The sequence below is a fragment of the Streptomyces sp. NPDC001373 genome, assembly GCF_042895815.1.
Classification (GTDB): domain Bacteria; phylum Actinomycetota; class Actinomycetes; order Streptomycetales; family Streptomycetaceae; genus Streptomyces.
On sequence record NZ_JBIAWQ010000001.1, the window covers coordinates 385,580 to 402,416 of the forward strand.

The 16,837-nt window shown below is 74.6% G+C and carries 12 protein-coding genes; 9 read left to right on the plus strand and 3 right to left on the minus strand.

Translation table 11 applies throughout. The annotated features are described in order from the left end of the window. Positions 1 to 126: 126 nt before the first annotated feature. From mce to ACFY15_RS01895, 7 genes are all read left to right on the plus strand, one after another. Positions 127 to 555, plus strand: coding sequence for a methylmalonyl-CoA epimerase (gene mce / locus ACFY15_RS01865; protein ID WP_365155017.1), 429 nt, complete (start codon positions 127 to 129; stop codon positions 553 to 555). Between the two features lie 144 nt (positions 556 to 699). Next, the gene (gene scy / locus ACFY15_RS01870; RefSeq protein ID WP_390685380.1) at positions 700 to 5,424 is read left to right on the plus strand and encodes a polarized growth protein Scy; all 4,725 of its coding nucleotides are present in this window, start codon (positions 700 to 702) and stop codon (positions 5,422 to 5,424) included. A gap of 195 nt (positions 5,425 to 5,619) precedes the next feature. After that, positions 5,620 to 6,558 carry a cellulose-binding protein gene (locus ACFY15_RS01875; protein WP_390685379.1) on the plus strand — a complete coding sequence of 313 codons (939 nt, stop codon included), beginning with the start codon at positions 5,620 to 5,622 and terminating at the stop codon, positions 6,556 to 6,558. Positions 6,559 to 6,695: 137 nt separating this feature from the next. Continuing rightward, complete coding sequence (locus ACFY15_RS01880) at positions 6,696 to 7,622, plus strand: ABC transporter ATP-binding protein (protein ID WP_390685378.1); 927 nt, start codon at positions 6,696 to 6,698, stop codon at positions 7,620 to 7,622. Between the two features lie 2 nt (positions 7,623 to 7,624). Then, positions 7,625 to 8,404, plus strand: coding sequence for an ABC transporter permease subunit (locus tag ACFY15_RS01885; RefSeq protein ID WP_390685515.1), 780 nt, complete (start codon positions 7,625 to 7,627; stop codon positions 8,402 to 8,404). Between the two features lie 167 nt (positions 8,405 to 8,571). Next, on the plus strand, positions 8,572 to 9,693 hold the full coding sequence (locus ACFY15_RS01890; protein ID WP_390685377.1) for an ABC transporter ATP-binding protein: 1,122 nt from the start codon (positions 8,572 to 8,574) through the stop codon (positions 9,691 to 9,693). After that, the gene (locus ACFY15_RS01895; protein WP_390824874.1) at positions 9,690 to 10,583 is read left to right on the plus strand and encodes an ABC transporter permease; all 894 of its coding nucleotides are present in this window, start codon (positions 9,690 to 9,692) and stop codon (positions 10,581 to 10,583) included. The genes ACFY15_RS01890 and ACFY15_RS01895 overlap by 4 nt, the downstream gene beginning before the upstream one ends. Positions 10,584 to 10,602: 19 nt before the next feature. On the opposite strand, the gene ACFY15_RS01900 is transcribed toward ACFY15_RS01895, so the two are convergent. Further along, the gene (locus tag ACFY15_RS01900) at positions 10,603 to 10,929 is read right to left on the minus strand and encodes a hypothetical protein (protein ID WP_042811580.1); all 327 of its coding nucleotides are present in this window, start codon (positions 10,927 to 10,929) and stop codon (positions 10,603 to 10,605) included. Between the two features lie 249 nt (positions 10,930 to 11,178). On the opposite strand from ACFY15_RS01900, the gene ACFY15_RS01905 reads away from it, so the two are divergent. Further along, positions 11,179 to 12,210 (plus strand): LLM class flavin-dependent oxidoreductase, encoded by a 1,032-nt coding sequence (locus ACFY15_RS01905; protein WP_390685375.1) that lies wholly within the window; start codon positions 11,179 to 11,181, stop codon positions 12,208 to 12,210. A 92-nt stretch (positions 12,211 to 12,302) separates the two neighbouring features. Here the strand turns inward: ACFY15_RS01905 and ACFY15_RS01910 are convergent, their stop codons facing one another. Then, complete coding sequence (locus ACFY15_RS01910) at positions 12,303 to 12,695, minus strand: SCO5389 family protein (protein ID WP_042811577.1); 393 nt, start codon at positions 12,693 to 12,695, stop codon at positions 12,303 to 12,305. Positions 12,696 to 12,914: 219 nt separating this feature from the next. On the opposite strand from ACFY15_RS01910, the gene nucS reads away from it, so the two are divergent. After that, a complete protein-coding gene (gene nucS / locus ACFY15_RS01915) occupies positions 12,915 to 13,586 on the plus strand; it encodes an endonuclease NucS (RefSeq protein WP_390685374.1) in 672 nt (223 codons plus the stop codon). A 235-nt stretch (positions 13,587 to 13,821) separates the two neighbouring features. Here the strand turns inward: nucS and ACFY15_RS01920 are convergent, their stop codons facing one another. Beyond that, a complete protein-coding gene (locus ACFY15_RS01920) occupies positions 13,822 to 16,707 on the minus strand; it encodes an ATP-binding protein (RefSeq protein ID WP_390824875.1) in 2,886 nt (961 codons plus the stop codon). Between the last annotated feature and the right edge of the window lie 130 nt (positions 16,708 to 16,837).

Here is a 16,837-nt window from a genome sequence, read left to right on the forward strand (position 1 = left end):
CGGGGAAGCTGAGGAGTGAACGAGGGTTTACCTGAATGTACTGAGCAGTACCCGCGCCGTCACCGGGCAGTCGGTGTGATCGCTGGCACGTTGCGTGACGACCCTCCTCGGCGGTGCACTGGACCCATGCTGACAAGAATCGACCACATCGGGATCGCCTGCTTCGACCTGGACAAGACCGTCGAGTTCTACCGTGCCACGTACGGCTTCGAGGTGTTCCACACCGAGGTCAACGAGGAGCAGGGCGTCCGCGAGGCCATGCTGAAGATCAACGAGACCTCCGACGGCGGCGCCTCCTACCTCCAGCTCCTGGAGCCCACCCGCGAGGACTCCGCGGTGGGCAAGTGGCTGGCCAAGAACGGCGAGGGCGTGCACCACATCGCCTTCGGCACGGCGGACGTCGACGGCGACGCCGAGGCCATCCGCGGCAAGGGCGTCCGGGTCCTCTACGACCAGCCCCGCATCGGCTCGATGGGCTCCCGGATCACCTTCCTCCACCCCAAGGACTGCCACGGAGTCCTCACCGAACTCGTCACGAGCAACCCTGATCACTGATGCCCCCATTCCCCGGCCGGTAGAGTGGCCATGGCTCGGCCGGGGTTCGGCGCGGAGACGGGGCGGGACCTGTAACCCCTGCCCCGGTTTCTGACACCATTTCCCCGGGGGCGTCGTTCAGCGGGCGAGCGATGCTCAATTGAGATGAGCTTGCGACCAGGGGACGGACGGGACCGCGCTGTGCTCGGCTACGAAAGCCAGGAGAGCCATCAGGCTGAAGCCGACCATCTCACGCGCCTCGAAGCCGAGATGGAGCGGCTGAGGAAGGAGCGCGGGAAGGCAGTCCAGCACGCCGAGGACCTGGGCTACCAGGTCGAGGTGCTGCGGGCCAAGCTGCACGAGGTGCGGCGCGCCCTCGCGTCCCGGCCCGCCTACGACAGCGCGGACATGGGATACCAGGCGGAGCAGCTGCTGCGCAACGCCCAGATCCAGGCCGACCAGATGCGCTCCGACGCCGAGCGCGAACTGCGCGACGCCCGGGCCCAGACCCAGCGCATCCTCCAGGAGCACGCCGAGCACCAGGCGCGCCTCCAGGCCGAGCTGCACACCGAGGCCGTCAACCGCCGTCAGCGGCTGGACCAGGAGCTCAACGAGCGCCGCCAGACCGTAGAGGCGCACGTCAACGAGAACGTCGCCTGGGCCGAGCAGCTGCGCGCCCGGACCGAGGCCCAGGCCCGCCGGCTCATGGAGGAGTCCCGCGCCGAGGCCGAGCAGGCGCTCAACGCCGCCCGCGCCGAGGCCGCCCGGACCGCCGAGGAGGCCCGCCGCCGGCTCGCCGCCGACGCCGAGGCCGCCCGTGCCGAGGCCGAGGCCTCGCTGCTGCGCGCCCGCAAGGAGGCCGAGCGGCTGCTGGCCGCCGCCTCCGCGCAGGCCCAGGAGGCCACCGAGCACGCCGAGCGGCTGCGCTCCACCACCGCCGCCGAGGCCGAGCAGACCCGGCAGCAGACCATGGACCTCGGCCGGGTGGCCGAGGCACGGGTCCAGGAGGCCGACGGGGCGCTGCGCGCGGCCCGGGCGGAGGCGGAGACCCTGCTCGCCGAGGCCAAGGAGAGCGCCGCCCGGCAGCTCGCCTCGGCCGAGTCCGTCAACGAGCAGCGCACCCGCACCGCGAAGGAACAGGTCGCCCGGCTGGTCGGCGAGGCCACCAAGGAAGCCGAGATCCTCAAGGCCGAGGCCGAGCACGCGCTGGCCGACGCCCGCGCGGAGGCGGAGCGGCTGCGCACCGAGGCCGGCGAGCAGGCCCGTACGGCCGCCGCCGAGGACATGGCGGCCCAGCTGGCGAAGGCGGCCCGCACCGCCGAGGACGTGCTGAACAAGGCCTCGGAGGACGCCCGGGCGACCACCCGCGCCGCCTCCGAGGAGGCCGAGCGGATCCGCCGCGAGGCGGAGGCCGAGGCGGAGCGGCTGCGCGCCCAGGCGGCCGACGCGGCCGCAGAGCTCAAGGGCGCCGCGAAGGACGACACCGAGGAGTACCGGGCCCGCACGGTCGAACTCCAGGCGGAGGCGCGGCGGCTGCGCGGCGAGGCCGAGCAGCTGCGCGCCGAGGCCGTCGCCGAGGGCGAGCGGATCCGCGGCGAGGCCCGCCGCGAGGCGGTCCAGCAGATCGAGGAGGCGGCCAAGACCGCCGAGGAGCTCCTGGGCAAGGCCAAGGCCGACGCCGACGAGCTGCGCTCCGGCGCGAGCGCCGAGAGCGAGCGGGTCCGCGCCGAGGCCGTGGAGCGGGCCACCACCCTGCGCCGGCAGGCCGAGGAGACCCTGGAGCGCACCCGCGCCGAGGCCGAACGGCTGCGCGCCGAGGCCGAGGAGGCGGCCGGCGCGGTCGCCGCCGAGGCGGACGCGGCGGCCCGGGCGCGGCGCGAGGAGACCGAGCAGGCGCTGGCGGCCAAGCGGGCGGAGGCCGAGGCGGAGCTGGCGCGGCTGCAGTCGGACGCCGAGGCCCGCCTGACGTCGGCCGAGCAGACCCTGCGCGAGTCCCGTCTGGCGGCGGAGAACATCCGCAAGGAGACGACCGAGGAGAGCGACCGGCTGCGCGCCGAGGCGGCGGAGCGGATCCGCACCCTCCAGGGCCAGGCGGAGGCGGAGGCCGAGCAGCTGCGCTCCGAGGCCGCGCAGGACGCCGGACGGGTCCGGGCGGAGGCCGAGCTGGTCTCCGTACGGCTGCGCGCCGAGGCGGAGGCCGAGTCGGAGCGGGTGCGCACGGAGGCGCAGGAGACCGCGGACCGGCTGCGCGCCGAGGCGAAGGCGGCGGCCGAGCGGGTCGCCGAGGAGGCCGCGGAGGCGCTGGCCGCCGCCCAGGAGGAGGCCGCCCGGCGTCGCCGCGAGGCCGAGGAGACCCTGTCCGCGGCCCGTACGGACGCGGGCAACGAGCGGGCCCAGGCCCGTGAGCAGAGCGAGGAGCTGCTGGCGCAGGCCCGCAAGCGCTCGGAGGAGGCGCAGGCCGAGGCGGCCCGCCTGACCGAGGAGGCGGAGGTCCGCGCGGCGGAGCTGGTCGCGGCGGCCGAGGCCACCGCCCAGCAGGTACGGGACTCCGTGGCCGGGCTGCACGAGCAGGCCGAGGAGGAGATCGCCGGGCTGCGCAGCGCGGCGGAGCACGCGGCGGAGCGCACCCGCGGCGAGGCCGAGGAAGAGGCGGACCGGGTCCGCGCCGACGCCCACGCCGAGCGGGACCGGGCCGCCGAGGACGCGGCGCGCGTGCGCAGCGAGGCCAAGGTCGAGACGGACGCGGCGAAGGCCCTGGCCGAGCGCACGGTCGGCGACGCCATCGCCGAGGCCGAGCAGCTGCGCGCCGACACGGCCGAGTACGCGCAGCGCGTGCGCACCGAGGCGACCGACGCCCTGGCGGCGTCCGAGCGCGACGCGGCGCGGACGCGGGCGGACGCCCGTGACGACGCCAACCGGATCCGCAACGAGGCGGCGGAGTCCCTGGAGGCCTCCCGCGCCGAGGGTGCCCGGATCACGGCCGAGGCGACGGCGGAGGCGGAGCGGGTCACCGAGGAGACCCGCGCGGCCAACGAGCTGACGGTCGCCGAGGCCACCGCCGAGGCCGAGCGCCTCATGACGGAGGCCGAGCAGGCTGCCGAGGCCACCCGCGCCGAGGCGGCCTCCGTCCTGGACGAGGCGCGTGCCGAGGGCAACCGGCTGCGCACCGAGGCCGCCGAGCAGGCCGACCGGCTCATCACCGAGGCCGCCGCCGAGGCGGAGCGGCTGACGGAGGAGACCCGCGCGGCCAACGAGCTGACGCTCGCCGAGGCCACCGCCGAGGCCGAGCGCCTCACGACGGAGGCCGAGCAGGCGGCGGAGGCCGCCCGCACCGAGGCGCAGGCCGTGCTGGACGAGGCCCGCGCCGAGGGCAACCGGCTGCGCACCGAGGCGGCCGAGCAGGCCGACCGGCTCATCACCGAGGCCGCCGCCGAGGCGGAGAAGCTGACGGCGCAGGCCGCGGCGACGCTGGCCTCGGCGGAGCGGGATTCGGCCAGGATCCTGGTGGACTCCCGTGCCGAGGGCGACCGCCTCATCGAGGAGACCCGCGCGGCCAACGAGCTGACGCTCGGCGAGGCCGCGGCGGAGGCCGACCGGCTGGTCACCGAGGCGGAGGAGACCCTCGACGAGGCCCGCGCGGAGGGCGGCCGGATCGTCGGCGAGGCCACCGCGGAGGCGGAGCGCGTCACGGCCGCCGCGAACGAGACCCTGGCGAGCGCCGAGCGCGAGGCGGAGCAGACCCTCGACGAGGCGCGCGCGGAGGGCAACCGGCTGCGCACGGAGGCCGCGGAGCAGGCGGACCGGCTCATCACCGAGGCGGTGTCCGAGTCGGAGAAGCTCACCGAGCAGACCCGCAAGGACAACGAGCGCACGGTCGGCGAGGCTGCCGACGAGGCGGAGCGGCTGCGCGCCGAGGCCGCCGAGACGCTGTCCTCGGCCCAGGAGCACGCGACGCGCACCCGTGCCGAGGCGGAGCGGGTGAAGGCGGAGGCCGCCACCGAGGCGGACCGCACCCGTACCGAGGCCCGCGAGGAGGCCGAGCGGGCGCTGGACGAGGCGCGCGAGGAGGCCAACAGGCGCCGCCGCGAGGCCGCGGAGCAGGTCGACCGGCTCATCACCGAGGCCGTGGCGGAGGCCGACAAGCTGACCTCCGACGCGGGCCGGCAGGCCCTGGCCGCCACCACGGCGGCCGAGGAGCAGGCCGACGCGATGGTGGACGCGGCGCGCAAGGAGGCCGCGCGGATCGCCTCGGAGGCCACGATCGAGGGCAACTCCCTGGTGGAGAAGGCCCGTACGGACGCCGACGAGCTGCTGGTCGGGGCGCGTACGGACGCGGCCGCCATAAGGGAGCGGGCGGAGGAGCTGCGCTCCCGCGTCGAGTCCGAGGTGGAGGAGCTGCACGAGCGTGCCCGCCGGGAGTCGGCGGAGCAGATGAAGTCGGCCGGCGAGCGCGTGGACAAGCTGGTCCGCGCGGCGACCGAGCAGAGCGCCGAGGCGGAGGCGAAGGCCAAGGAGCTGCTGTCGGACGCGAGCAGCGAGGCGAGCAAGGTCCGCATCGCCGCCGTGCGCAAGGCCGAGACGCTGCTCAAGGAGGCCGAGCAGAAGAAGGCGGAGCTGTCGCGGCAGGCCGAGCGGGCCCTCGCGGAGGCGCAGGCGGAGGCGGAGCGGCTGGTCGACGAGGGCCGGCGCGAGCTGGAGGTCCTGGTGCGCAGGCGCGAGGACATTCAGGCGGAGATCTCCCGTGTCCAGGACGTTCTTGAGGCGTTGGAATCATTCGAGGCGCCTTCGGGTGGCGGAAAGTCGTCCGTGGGCGGCCAGGGCTCGGGGGGCGTGAAGGCCGGCGCTTCGGCGGGGTCCACTCGTTCGGGTGGCAAGGCATCACAGGGGTAGTCGGAGCTCAGGATGCGTGCTTCCGGGGGAGGTTCAGCCGAAGGAGTGACAATCATTCCGCCGCCTTGCCACTCAAAAGGGGTGTCATTGTCCAGGGCAAACGCGGATTGACTCGATGACACGCCGCCCGGGCGCCTAGGATTCCCCTCAACACCTCACGTAGCACCTCATCGGTCTCACTTCGACAGGAACCCCATGAGCGACACTTCCTCCCCCTTCGGCTTCGAGCTCGTGCGGCGTGGTTACGACCGCGGTCAGGTGGACGACCGCATTACCAAGCTGGTCTCGGACCGCGACAGCGCCCTAGGACGTATCAACTCTCTGGAAAAGCGGATCGAGGAGCTGCACCTCGAAACGCAGAACGCCCAGGCCCAGGTGAGCGACGCGGAGCCGTCGTACGCCGGTCTCGGCGCCCGGGTCGAGAAGATCCTGCGGCTGGCCGAGGAGGAGGCGAAGGACCTGCGCGAGGAGGCCCGTCGCGCGGCCGAGCAGCACCGTGAGCTGGCCGAGTCCGCCGCGCAGCAGGTGCGCAACGACGCCGAGTCGTTCGCCGCGGACCGGAAGTCGAAGGCGGAGGACGAGGGCGTCCGCATCGTCGACAAGGCGAAGGGGGACGCCGCCACCCTGCGCGCCGAGGCCCAGAAGGACGCCGCCTCCAAGCGCGAGGAGGCCGACGCCCTCTTCGAGGAGACCCGCGCCAAGGCCGCCCAGGCCGCCGCGGACTTCGAGACCAACCTGGCCAAGCGCCGTGAGCAGTCCGAGCGTGACCTCGCCTCCCGTCAGCAGAAGGCCGAAAAGCGCCTTGCGGAGATCGAGCACCGTGCCGAACAGCTCCGCCTGGAGGCCGAGAAGCTGCGTACGGACGCCGAGCGCCGGGCCCGCCAGACCGTGGAGACCGCGCAGCGCCAGGCCGAGGACATCGTCGCCGACGCCAACGCGAAGGCCGACCGCATCCGCAGCGAGTCCGAGCGCGAGCTGGCGGCGCTGACCAACCGCCGCGACTCCATCAACGCCCAGCTGACCAACGTCCGCGAGATGCTGGCGACCCTGACCGGTGCGGCCGTGGCCGCCGCCGGCTCCCCGATCGACGACGAGCCGGTCACCCGCGGCGTCCCGGCGCAGCAGAGCCGCTAGCAACTCCCTTACGCCCGCGTGCGGATACACCCCCGTGCGCACGCGAGCTGCTTCCCGGTAGTCGAATTCGGGCATCCAGGGCCGTACATCACCATTTCGAGGTGGCGTACGGCCCTGCCGCGTTCTAGCGTGGCCGCATGATCGAGCTAGAGGGACTCACCAAGCGATTCGGCGCGAAAACCGCCGTGGACCACCTCAGCTTCCAGGTCAGACCGGGGGCGGTGACCGGCTTCCTCGGCCCGAACGGGGCGGGGAAGTCGACGACCATGCGCATGATGCTCGACCTCGACCGGCCGACCAGCGGCACGGTCCGGATCGACGGGAAGCACTACCGGGACCTCAAGGAACCGCTGAAGCACATCGGGGCGTTGCTGGACGCCAAGGCCATGCACGGCGGGCGCAGCGCCCACGACAACCTGCTCTGCCTCGCCCAGTCGAACCGGATTCCGAAGAGCCGCGTCGGCGAAGTGCTGGACCTGGTCGGACTGACGCCGGTGGCGCGGAAGAAATCGAAAGGATTTTCGCTCGGAATGGGCCAACGGCTGGGAATCGCTGCCGCCCTGCTGGGTGATCCGGAGATCCTCATGTTCGACGAACCCGTCAATGGTCTGGACCCGGAGGGAATTCTCTGGATCCGCAATCTGATGAAGGGTCTGGCATCCGAGGGAAGGACGATCTTCGTCTCCTCCCACCTGATGAGCGAAATGGCGCTCACCGCGGACCATTTGGTGGTCATCGGGCAGGGAAGGCTCCTCGCCGACTTGTCGATGGCGGATTTCATCCAGCAGAACTCCCGCAGTTACGTCCGCCTGCGCTCGCCGCAGCAGGAGCGCCTCAAGGACGTCCTGCACGAGGCCGGCATCGACGCGATCGGCGTCCCCGCCACCGGCGCCCTGGAAATCGACGGCGTCCCGAGCGAGCGGCTCGGCGAACTCGCGGCCCGGCACCAGATCGTCCTGCACGAACTCAGCCCGCAGCGGGCTTCACTGGAGGAAGCGTTCATGCGCATGACGGCGGGCTCCGTCGAATACCACGCCCACGCACCCCGGAAGGGCGGCGAGTGACCGTGTCCTCCTTCCCCGCCGTCCTCCGGTCCGAGTGGACCAAGATCCGCACCGTCGCGTCCACCACCTGGACCCTGGCCTCGGCCCTGGTCGTCACGGTCGGCCTCGGCGCCCTGCTGTGCTCGTTCGCCGCGTCCCGCTTCCCGGACATGACCCCCGCCGAGCAGCTCGCCTTCGACCCGATCACGGCGAGCTTCGCGGGGATGTCCCTGGGCCAGCTCGCCATGATCGTCTTCGGTGTCCTGCTGGTCGGCACCGAGTACGGCTCGGGCATGATCCGCACCTCGCTGGCCGCCGTGCCGCGCCGCGCGGAGTTCCTGCTCGGCAAGCTCACGGCCGCCACCGCCCTGGCCCTGGCCGTGGGCCTCGCCACCAGCTTCCTGGCCTTCTTCCTCAGCCAGGCGATCCTGGGCGAGCACGGCACCGGACTCGGCGAGGAGCACGTCCTGCGCGCGGTGACCGGCGCCGGCCTCTACATGGCCCTGATCGCGCTGTTCTCGATGGGCGTGACCGCCGTCCTGCGCAGCTCGGTCCTGGCGCTGGGCATCCTGATGCCGTTCTTCTTCCTGATCTCGACGATCCTGCGCGCCTTCGCCACGACCCGGAAGGTGTCCCAGTTCTTCCCGGACCAGGCCGGCTCGAAGATCATGGAGACCGTTCCGGACACCCTGAACCAGGTCCAGGCCCCCTACGGCCCCTGGGGCGGCCTCGGGATCATGGTCCTGTGGGTCCTGGCCGCCGTGGGCGGCGGCTGCCTCGTCCTCAGGAAGCGGGACGCCTGACGGCCGGGTCCGCCTCAGGGCGGACGTCCCGCGTACTACGGGAAAACCCCGGGCCGGATCTCAGGGAGAGCTCAGGGATCCGGTCCCGGCGGGAACCGGCCGCGGCTCGATATCCTCTTAGGGCATAGGCGGGCGAGAGCCGTCCGGGGCCGACAAGGGGCAGCACGATGATCGAGGCAGTCGGCCTGACGAAGCGTTTCGGCAGCAAGACCGCGGTCGACGGGCTGTCCTTCCAGGTCAAGCCCGGCCACGTGACCGGCTTCCTCGGGCCCAACGGCTCCGGCAAGTCGACCACCATGCGCATGATCCTCGGGCTGGACCGGCCCACCGCCGGTCACGTCACGATCAACGGCGCCCCCTTCCGGGACCTCCCCAACGCCCAGCGGCACGTCGGCGCCCTGCTCGACGCCAAAGCCGTGCACGGCGGCCGGCGGGCCCGGACGCACCTGCTGGCCATCGCCCAGCTCTCCGGGATCCCCGAGAAGCGGGTGGACGAGGTCCTCGGCGTGGTGGGCCTCCAGGCCGCCGCCCGCCAGCGGACGAAGGGCTTCTCGCTCGGCATGGGCCAGCGGCTCGGCATCGCGGCCGCCCTCCTCGGCGACCCGCAGGTGCTGCTCTTCGACGAGCCGGTCAACGGCCTCGACCCCGAGGGCATCCTCTGGGTCCGGAACCTGATGCGGCAGCTCGCCGCCGAGGGCCGCACCGTCTTCGTCTCCTCGCACCTGATGAGCGAGATGGCCCTGACCGCCGACCACCTGATCGTGATCGGCCGGGGACGCCTGCTGGCCGACATGAGCACGCAGGACTTCATCACGCACAACTCGGCCGGATTCGCGCGGGTCCGTGTCGCCGACGGGGAGCCCGCGGGCCGCGGGACCCTGGCGACCGCGCTGGCCAAGGCGGGCGGCCGGGTCCTCCAGGAGCCCGACGGGGCGCTGCGCGTCACCGGACTGGAGCTCCCGCGGATCAGCGATCTCGCGCACGCGGCCGGCGTGCGGCTGTGGGAGCTGTCCCCGCACCGGGCCTCACTGGAGGAGGCCTACATGCGGATGACCCAGGCCTCCGTCGAGTACACCTCCTCCGACGACCCACGCGCCGAGCTCTGGGAGCCCGAGCCGCTGTCCGTCCCCGAGTGGGAGGACGAGGACGGGACGGCCGTCGCGCCCGAGACGGCGGCGAGCTTCTTCGCTCCCCCGCCCCCGGGAGCGCAGCGGCGGCCCTTCCTGATGCCGGGCAGCGCCGCCGACCTGGCCCCCTCCCCCCAGCACACCCCCGAGGACCCCCGATGACCACCACCCCCGCCGGGAAGCCGACGGCGAGCGCGCCCGCGCCGAGCGGGTCCGCGCCGAGCGGGTCCGCGCCGAGCGGGTCCGGCGCCTACAGCTCCCCGCTGCCGACCCCCCGGCCGCACCTGGGGCACGCGCTGGCCTCGGAGTGGACCAAGCTCACCTCCGTGCGCTCCACCCTGTGGACGCTCGGCTCCCTCGTGGCGCTGGTCGTCGGCGTCGGCATGCTGGCCGTGGTCGAGACCGCGTCCCGGGACTACGAGAGCCTTCCCTACCCCGCGCCGGCCCTCTTCGGGCTGATGGTCGGCCAGCTCGCCGTGATCGTGCTCGGCGTGCTGACGATCTCCTCCGAGTACGGCACGGGCCTGATCCGCACCACCTTGACCGCCGCCCCCGACCGGCTGCGGGTGCTCACCGCGAAGTACCTGGTCTTCGGCTCGGTCGCGTTCGCCACCACCACCTGCTCGGTGGGGTTCGTCGGCCTGTGGGCGGCGATCCTGCACAGCGGGCCCGCCGCCGGGCCGCACGGCCTCGCCGAATGGGCGGGCGCGCTGGCCGGCTGTGCCTACGTGACCCTGCTGGGCCTGCTCGCCCTGGCCGTCGGGGCGCTGGTGCGGCACTCGGCGGGCGCCATCGCGGTGATGCTTGGCCTGGTCACCATGCCGCCGGTGCTCGGGTCGATACTGATGGCCTGGCCGGTCACGAGCGGGGTGGGGTCGGTGGTCCTGCGCTACAACGCGCCCGTCGGCCTCTTCCAGCTCTTCGGGGTGCAGGACGGCGGGGTCTCCGGGTCCACGATGCCCAGCGACCTCGCCCAGATCACGCTGCTCGTCCTGGTGACGGCGGGCGCGGTCGCCGCCTCCTACGCCGTCGTCCGCCGCCGGGACGTCTGAGGTCCGCCGGCCGCGCGGCTCAGTACCGCGGCGCGTTGCGGGACCGCTGCACCTTGGAGGTGCGGCGGTCCTTCGCGTTCCAGCAGGCCTTGTGCCAGTGCCGCCGGTCGTCCACGCCGCCGTACTCGGGCCAGGCCACCACGTGCGGGGTGCCCGGGGGGATCTCCTGGTCGCAGCCCGGGCAGCGGTAGCGCTTGCCCGCCGCGCCGGCGCCCGAGACGTGCCGGACCTTCCACTCCTCGCCCAGGTACTCCTCGGTGCGCTCCAGCCCGTAGCGGTCGTAGCCCGAGCCGGGCCGTTCGTCCGGGGTCTCTCCGCCCCGGGGGCGGTTGTGGCGCGGTGACACGTATACCTCACGGAGGGGTGGCGGACGGTGACTTTCCCCAGACTACGCGCAGCGGATCGCGCCGCCCCCAGGGTGTCCGGTGAAGGCCCTCCCGCGAATGGAACTGGCCCGACTATCCCAATAACTTTCGTGTCAGGCCGTGCCTTTGGCACGTGTCAGGCGTTGTTGCCATCGGACATCGATGCCATGAACGAGCAAAGTGCCGGTCCACCTGGGGAGGCCGCGCCAGCCGCGAGGAGGCCAAGGGCGATGCGCGTAGGAGCGTTTGTAGTGGCGGCCCAGTTCCCGGGCCAGGGACAGGGGGAGGCGCTGCACCGGGCGGTACGGACCGCCGAGGTGGCGGAGGGGGCCGGGCTCGACTCGGTCTGGCTCGCCGAGCACCACTTCGTCCCGTACGGGGTCTGCCCGTCGGCGGTGACGCTGGCCGCGCTGCTGCTGGGGCGGACCCGGCGGCTGCGGGTGGGCACGGCCGTGAGCGTGCTGCCCAACACGCACCCGGTGGCGCTCGGGGAGCAGGCGGCCCTGCTCCACGTCACCTCCGGCGGCCGGTTCACCCTCGGGGTGGGGCGGGGCGGGCCGTGGGTGGACCTGGAGGTGTTCGGGGGCGGCCTGGAAGCGTACGAGTCCGGCTTCCCGGAGGACCTCGACCTGCTGCGGCGCTGGCTGGCCGAGCCGCGGGTGGGGGCGGCCGGCGAGCGGTACGGCTTCCGCGAGGTGGCCGTCGTACCCCGCCCGGACCAGGCGCTGGACGGGGACGGGACGGGGCCGGAAGTGATCGTCGCGTGCACCTCCCCCGCGTCGGTGCGGACGGCCGCGCGGCGCGGGCTGCCGATGCTGCTGGGCATGCACTGCGGGGACGAGGAGAAGGCGGGGATGGTCGCGCTCTGGCGGGAGACGGCACTGGCCGCCGGGCATGCGCCGGAGACCGTACGGGAGGCCGGGCACGTGTCGGCCGGGGTGTGCCAGCTGGCGGACCGTACGGGCCACGCCCGCGAGACCCTGCTGAAGGCGATGCCGGGCTGGCTCCGGCAGGGCCTCGACGCGCACGTGACGGTGGACGGCCGGGCCCGCTCGATGCGCGACCCGCACGCGTACACGGAGCTGCTGTGCGACCTGCACCCGGTCGGCACGCCGCAGCTGGCGGCGGACCGGCTGGCGGCCACCGCGGAGCGCACGGGCATCACGCGCTTCGCCCTGCTGGCGGAGGGTTCCGGCGACCTCGCCGCGACGGAGGAGAACGTCCGGCGACTGGGCACGGAGGTCCTGCCGCTGCTGGCGTGACCCGCAGCGGCCCCGGCGCGTACGGCCTGGGCTGCCGCTCCGGTGTCCGTCGCCCTGCGGCGACTCGGAGCGGCAGCGGAGTACCGGTCCCGCTAGCAGTCGCGCAGTTCGGGCGACTGGTTGAGCAGCTGGCCGCGGATCGAGGTGAACTTGGCCAGCCGGCCGTCCACCGAGGGGTCCAGCGGGAAGACCGCCACGCGGTGGCAGTTCTGGAAGGCCAGGCGCACCCCGAAGTGCCGCTGCAGCGCACCCCTGATCGCGTCACTCGCGAGCGCGCGCAGCAGCTGCCCGCGCGCCTGCTCGTCCGGCGGCGGCGTCTGGTTGTCGGCGAACTCTCCGCCCTCAACCTCCAGCTGGGCCACCAACGAGCTGATCATCTCCCACGCGTAGGGCAGGGAGGTCCGGACGCAGTCGACGAAGGCGGCTTCGTCGACCTCGCCTCGCTCGGCCTGTTCGAGTAGGGCCGGTGAGACGTCGAGCGACATGGGTTCTCCTCTCGTGACTCCGGCGTCTGGGCCGCCGGAGTCATGCGGGCAGGGAGGGAGGCCGCGACGCAGTGTGCACGCTCGGCAACCTCCCGCTCACCACGGTAGGCGCCCACCGGGTGGCGCACCAGGAGAATGCGCATACAACGCGCCATCGGCGAACGGGGCTTTCAGGGGCGAATCGCGTGAAGGCCCGTCGGTCGAGTAGCGTTGCCGACCATGCGTCTCGTCATTGCCCGCTGCTCCGTCGACTACGCGGGCCGGCTCACCGCCCATCTGCCCTCGGCACCCCGTCTGATCCTCGTGAAGGCCGACGGCAGTGTCTCGATCCATGCGGACGACCGGGCGTACAAACCGCTCAACTGGATGTCGCCTCCGTGCACCCTCAAGGAGGGGAGCGGGGACGACGCGAACGTCTGGACCGTCGTCAACAAGGCGGGCGAGAAGCTCATCATCACCATGGAGGAGGTCCTCCACGACTCCTCCCACGAGCTGGGCACCGACCCGGGCCTCATCAAGGACGGCGTCGAGGCGCACCTCCAGGAGCTGCTGGCCGACCGCATCGAGACGCTGGGCGAGGGCTACACCCTGATCCGGCGCGAGTACATGACGGCGATCGGCCCCGTGGACATCCTGTGCCGGGACGCGGCGGGCGCGACGGTGGCCGTGGAGATCAAGCGGCGCGGCGAGATCGACGGCGTCGAGCAGCTGACCCGGTACCTGGAGCTGCTGAACCGCGACCCGCACCTGGCGCCGGTGCGCGGTGTCTTCGCGGCGCAGGAGATCAAGCCGCAGGCGCGGGTTCTCGCCACTGACCGGGGCATGGGCTGCGTGGTCCTGGACTACGACGCCCTGCGCGGCATCGAGGACGACAAGCTCCGCCTGTTCTGACGCACGCGGACCGGACGCCGGCGGGGCTGGATCTTCCAGCCCCGCCGGCGTTTGAGGCGTGGGGGTACCCCCAGCGGTAGCCGGGGGAGGGTCTGGGGCGGAGCCCCAGGGAACGGTGGAAGGGCGGGGAGGGCCGGCCCCGCAGGGCCCGGAGCCGCCTCAGCCCGTGGCTGCCGCGGACCGGGGCACCGGCGTGAGCGGGTCGACGGCTTCGACGGCGCCGGGTCCGACGGGCTCAGCCGGGGGTCGTCGAGGAGCTCGCGGAGGAGCCCGCCGTCGGCCCGGAGGCCGTCGCGGTCGACGTGGACGTGGACGTGGCGGTCGGCGTCGGCGTGGGGGTCGGGGTGGGCGTGGGCGTCGGGGTGGGGGTCGGCGTGGGCGTGGGGGTAGGCGTCGGGGTGGGCGTCGGCGACGCCGGGGGCTGCGCGGTGGCCGTGCCGGTCGGCGTCGGCGAGGCGGAGGCCGCCCCGCTGCCGCCCGGCTGCGGGGCCGGGGACGACTGACCGGGCCGGGCCGGGCGGGCCGGCTCGCCCGCCGGGTCGTCGCCGCCCGTGCCGGGCACCTGCGGGACGTGCGGGGACACCTGTGCCGAGGGGCTGGACGACACCGAGGGGGACTGCGGGTCCTCCGCGCCGTCCGAGGCCAGCGCGAGGCCGATGACCGTGCCGAGCGCCGCGACGGTGAGCACCCCGGCCGCCCCGAGCAGGGCCGTCCGGCGCCGCCGGGCCCGGGCGGCGGCCGCCGCCGGGTGCGGGACGGGCGGGCCGGCCGGGCGGGCCGGTGCGGGACGGGCGGGCGCGGGCGGCGGGAAGGCGTTCCCGAACACCGCCGAGAGGTTCGCAGGGGTCTCCGCGGGCGGCAGCTGGGCCCGGCGGATCACCGGGTTGACCTGGGTGACGGCCTCCGAGCCCCGTGCGGGGGCAGCTGCCTGGCCGGGCCGGGCGGTGGGGGCCGTCGTCCCCGCCCCGGCCGTGGGGGCCGGGGGCTGCGCGACGGGCTTCTCGGTGCGGGGGGCCGGGGCGGCGGCCGCCGGGGGCGTCGTCGCGTCCGTGGCCGAGGGCTGCGCCAGCGGCGTCGTCGCAGCCGTGGACTCGGCCGCCGCCGAGGGCTTCGCCAGGGGCGCCGACGCGGCCGCCGACGGCTTCGCCACGGGCCACGCCGAGGGCTTCGCCAGAGGCGTCGTCGCAGCCGTGGACTCGGCCGCCGCCGAGGGCCTCGGCAGGGGCGCCGTCGGGGCCGTCTCCGACACCGTCGCGGGTGTCGGCGGAGCCTCCAGCCGCAGCGGCGGGGAGGCCGCCGCGCCCAGGACCTCGCGGTCGGTGACCAGGGCCAGCGCCCGCCGTCCGGCGACCGTCCCACGCTTGTCCGCGAGCGCGCCGCGCAGTCCGATCGAGGCCTCCAGCTCGGCGCGCGCCCGGTCCAGGCGCCCCTCGCACAGGGCGAGGACACCCAGCTCGTGGTGGAAGTACGCCTGCTCGGCGACCTCCCCGGCCTTCCGCGCGGCCTCCGACCCCGCACGCAGCACCCGCTCCCACGCGTCCCAGTGCAGCGAGGCCGCGAAGGCGGGCGCCGCGGTCCGGGCCAGGAGCACGGCGGCCACCACGTCCGCCCCGGCCAGCGCGGCGAGCACCGCGTCGGCCTCGGCCGCGACCCGCTCCGGGGTGACCGAGGCGTGCCCGGTCCACCAGGCGTAGTGCCGTGCGGCCGTACGGGCCTCCTCGGCGCCGGCGCCTCCGTAGCCGGCCTCCTCCAGCTGCCGGGCGACGCCCTCGGCGAGCCGGAAGCGCGGTCCGACGGGGGTGACCAGCCCGCAGCCGAGCAGTTCGGCGACGGCCGCGTCCGCGTGGGTGTCGCCGACCAGCGCGGGCAGGTGCGCCGGGTGCGGGAGTTCCCCGCCCAGCGCGCAGGCGATCCGCAGGGCGGCGCGGGCCGACTCGCTCACGCGGGAGGCCAGCAGTTCGGCAGGGGCTGCGGCCTGGGCCAGGGTGGGCAGCGGCACGGGGGCACGGTCGCGGGGGCGCTCCTCGAAGACGCCGGGCTCCTCGTCCCCGTCCCCGGCGGCCGAGCCGTTCAGCTCGTCGCGCTGCCGCAGCAGGGCGGCCGCCTGGACGAAGCACAGCGGCAGGCCCTCGGAGGCGAACCGCAGGTCCCCGGCCCAGGCCGTCTCCGCCTCGGTCAGGGGCCGGCCGGTAAGCGCCTCCAGGAGCTCGGTGCAGCCGGTGTGGCCGAGGCCCCCGAGGAAGACCTCCTCCAGGTGGGAGTCGTCGGAGAGGGCCTTGGCGTCGGGGGTGGCGGCGAGCAGGTAGGCGCACTCGGGGGTGGCGCGCAGCAGCTCGTCCAGCGCGGGACCGCCCAGCTCCAGGTCGTCGAGGAGCACGATGGCGCCGATCTCGCGGACCCGCGCGAGGAGGGCCGTACGGTCGGGGCGCCGGCCGGCGGTGTCGTACACGGTGGAGTAGAGGGCGTGGAGCAGCTCGGCCGGCTGCTGCTGGCCGTGGCCGCTGAGCCGGACGACGCCGTCGGGGGCGAGGTCGGCGCAGTCCCGCGCGACCGCGTCGAGCAGGGCGGTGCGGCCGGATCCGGCGGGGCCGGTCAGCCGGACGGAGCGGCCGCGCTGGAGCAGCCCTACGAGCCGCTCCCGCTCCTCTGCGCGCTCCAGGAGCGGGCGGGCGGGCGCGGGCGGCCCGGGCAGTGCGGGCGGCCGTGCGGCGGCGTCTTGGGCGGCGCGGGAGGAAGCCTCGCGCCTGGCGGGGCGGCGGTCGGCGTCCGGGCCGGCGCCGGGCCGGTGGGGTTCGATCTCGCTGCCGTCGACGGGGTTGACGGTGAGGATGAACTCCCCGGCGGTCAGGGTCACGATCCGCGCGTGCGCGGCGGGCAGCGGCGGCACCCCGTCGGCGGGGGTGCCAACGGCGGGCATACCGGCGGCGGGGGTGCCGACGGCGGGCATACCGGCGGCGGGCGTGCCGACACCGGGCCCGCCCAGCACCGCTCCCCCGGCGGACGGCCGGTCCTCGGGCCGCTGCGCCCGGTCGGCGGGCCGGTCGGCATTCCGGTCCTCTGGCCGCTGCGTCCGGTCCTCGGGCCGCAGGCCCTCCCCGGGCTTCCCCTCTGTACGGTCCATGACCCCGTCCCCCCGCCTCGCGTCGCGCGCTCCGTCGCCGTCTTCCCTACCGCCCGGCCTCGCTCGCGCCGCTCGTCGCCACTGGTCCGGTTTCGCCCGACCCTAAACGCTGCCGGGTCGCGCCGGAACC

Coding starts and splice junctions, on each gene's coding strand:
- mce (WP_365155017.1), top strand. CDS start 127: ATGCTGACAAGAATCGACCACATCGGGATCGCCTGCTTCGACCTGGAC.
- scy (WP_390685380.1), top strand. CDS start 700: ATGAGCTTGCGACCAGGGGACGGACGGGACCGCGCTGTGCTCGGCTAC.
- ACFY15_RS01875 (WP_390685379.1), top strand. CDS start 5,620: ATGAGCGACACTTCCTCCCCCTTCGGCTTCGAGCTCGTGCGGCGTGGT.
- ACFY15_RS01880 (WP_390685378.1), top strand. CDS start 6,696: ATGATCGAGCTAGAGGGACTCACCAAGCGATTCGGCGCGAAAACCGCC.
- ACFY15_RS01890 (WP_390685377.1), top strand. CDS start 8,572: ATGATCGAGGCAGTCGGCCTGACGAAGCGTTTCGGCAGCAAGACCGCG.
- ACFY15_RS01895 (WP_390824874.1), top strand. CDS start 9,690: ATGACCACCACCCCCGCCGGGAAGCCGACGGCGAGCGCGCCCGCGCCG.
- ACFY15_RS01905 (WP_390685375.1), top strand. CDS start 11,179: ATGCGCGTAGGAGCGTTTGTAGTGGCGGCCCAGTTCCCGGGCCAGGGA.
- ACFY15_RS01910 (WP_042811577.1), bottom strand. CDS start 12,695: ATGTCGCTCGACGTCTCACCGGCCCTACTCGAACAGGCCGAGCGAGGC.
- nucS (WP_390685374.1), top strand. CDS start 12,915: ATGCGTCTCGTCATTGCCCGCTGCTCCGTCGACTACGCGGGCCGGCTC.
- ACFY15_RS01920 (WP_390824875.1), bottom strand. CDS start 16,707: ATGGACCGTACAGAGGGGAAGCCCGGGGAGGGCCTGCGGCCCGAGGAC.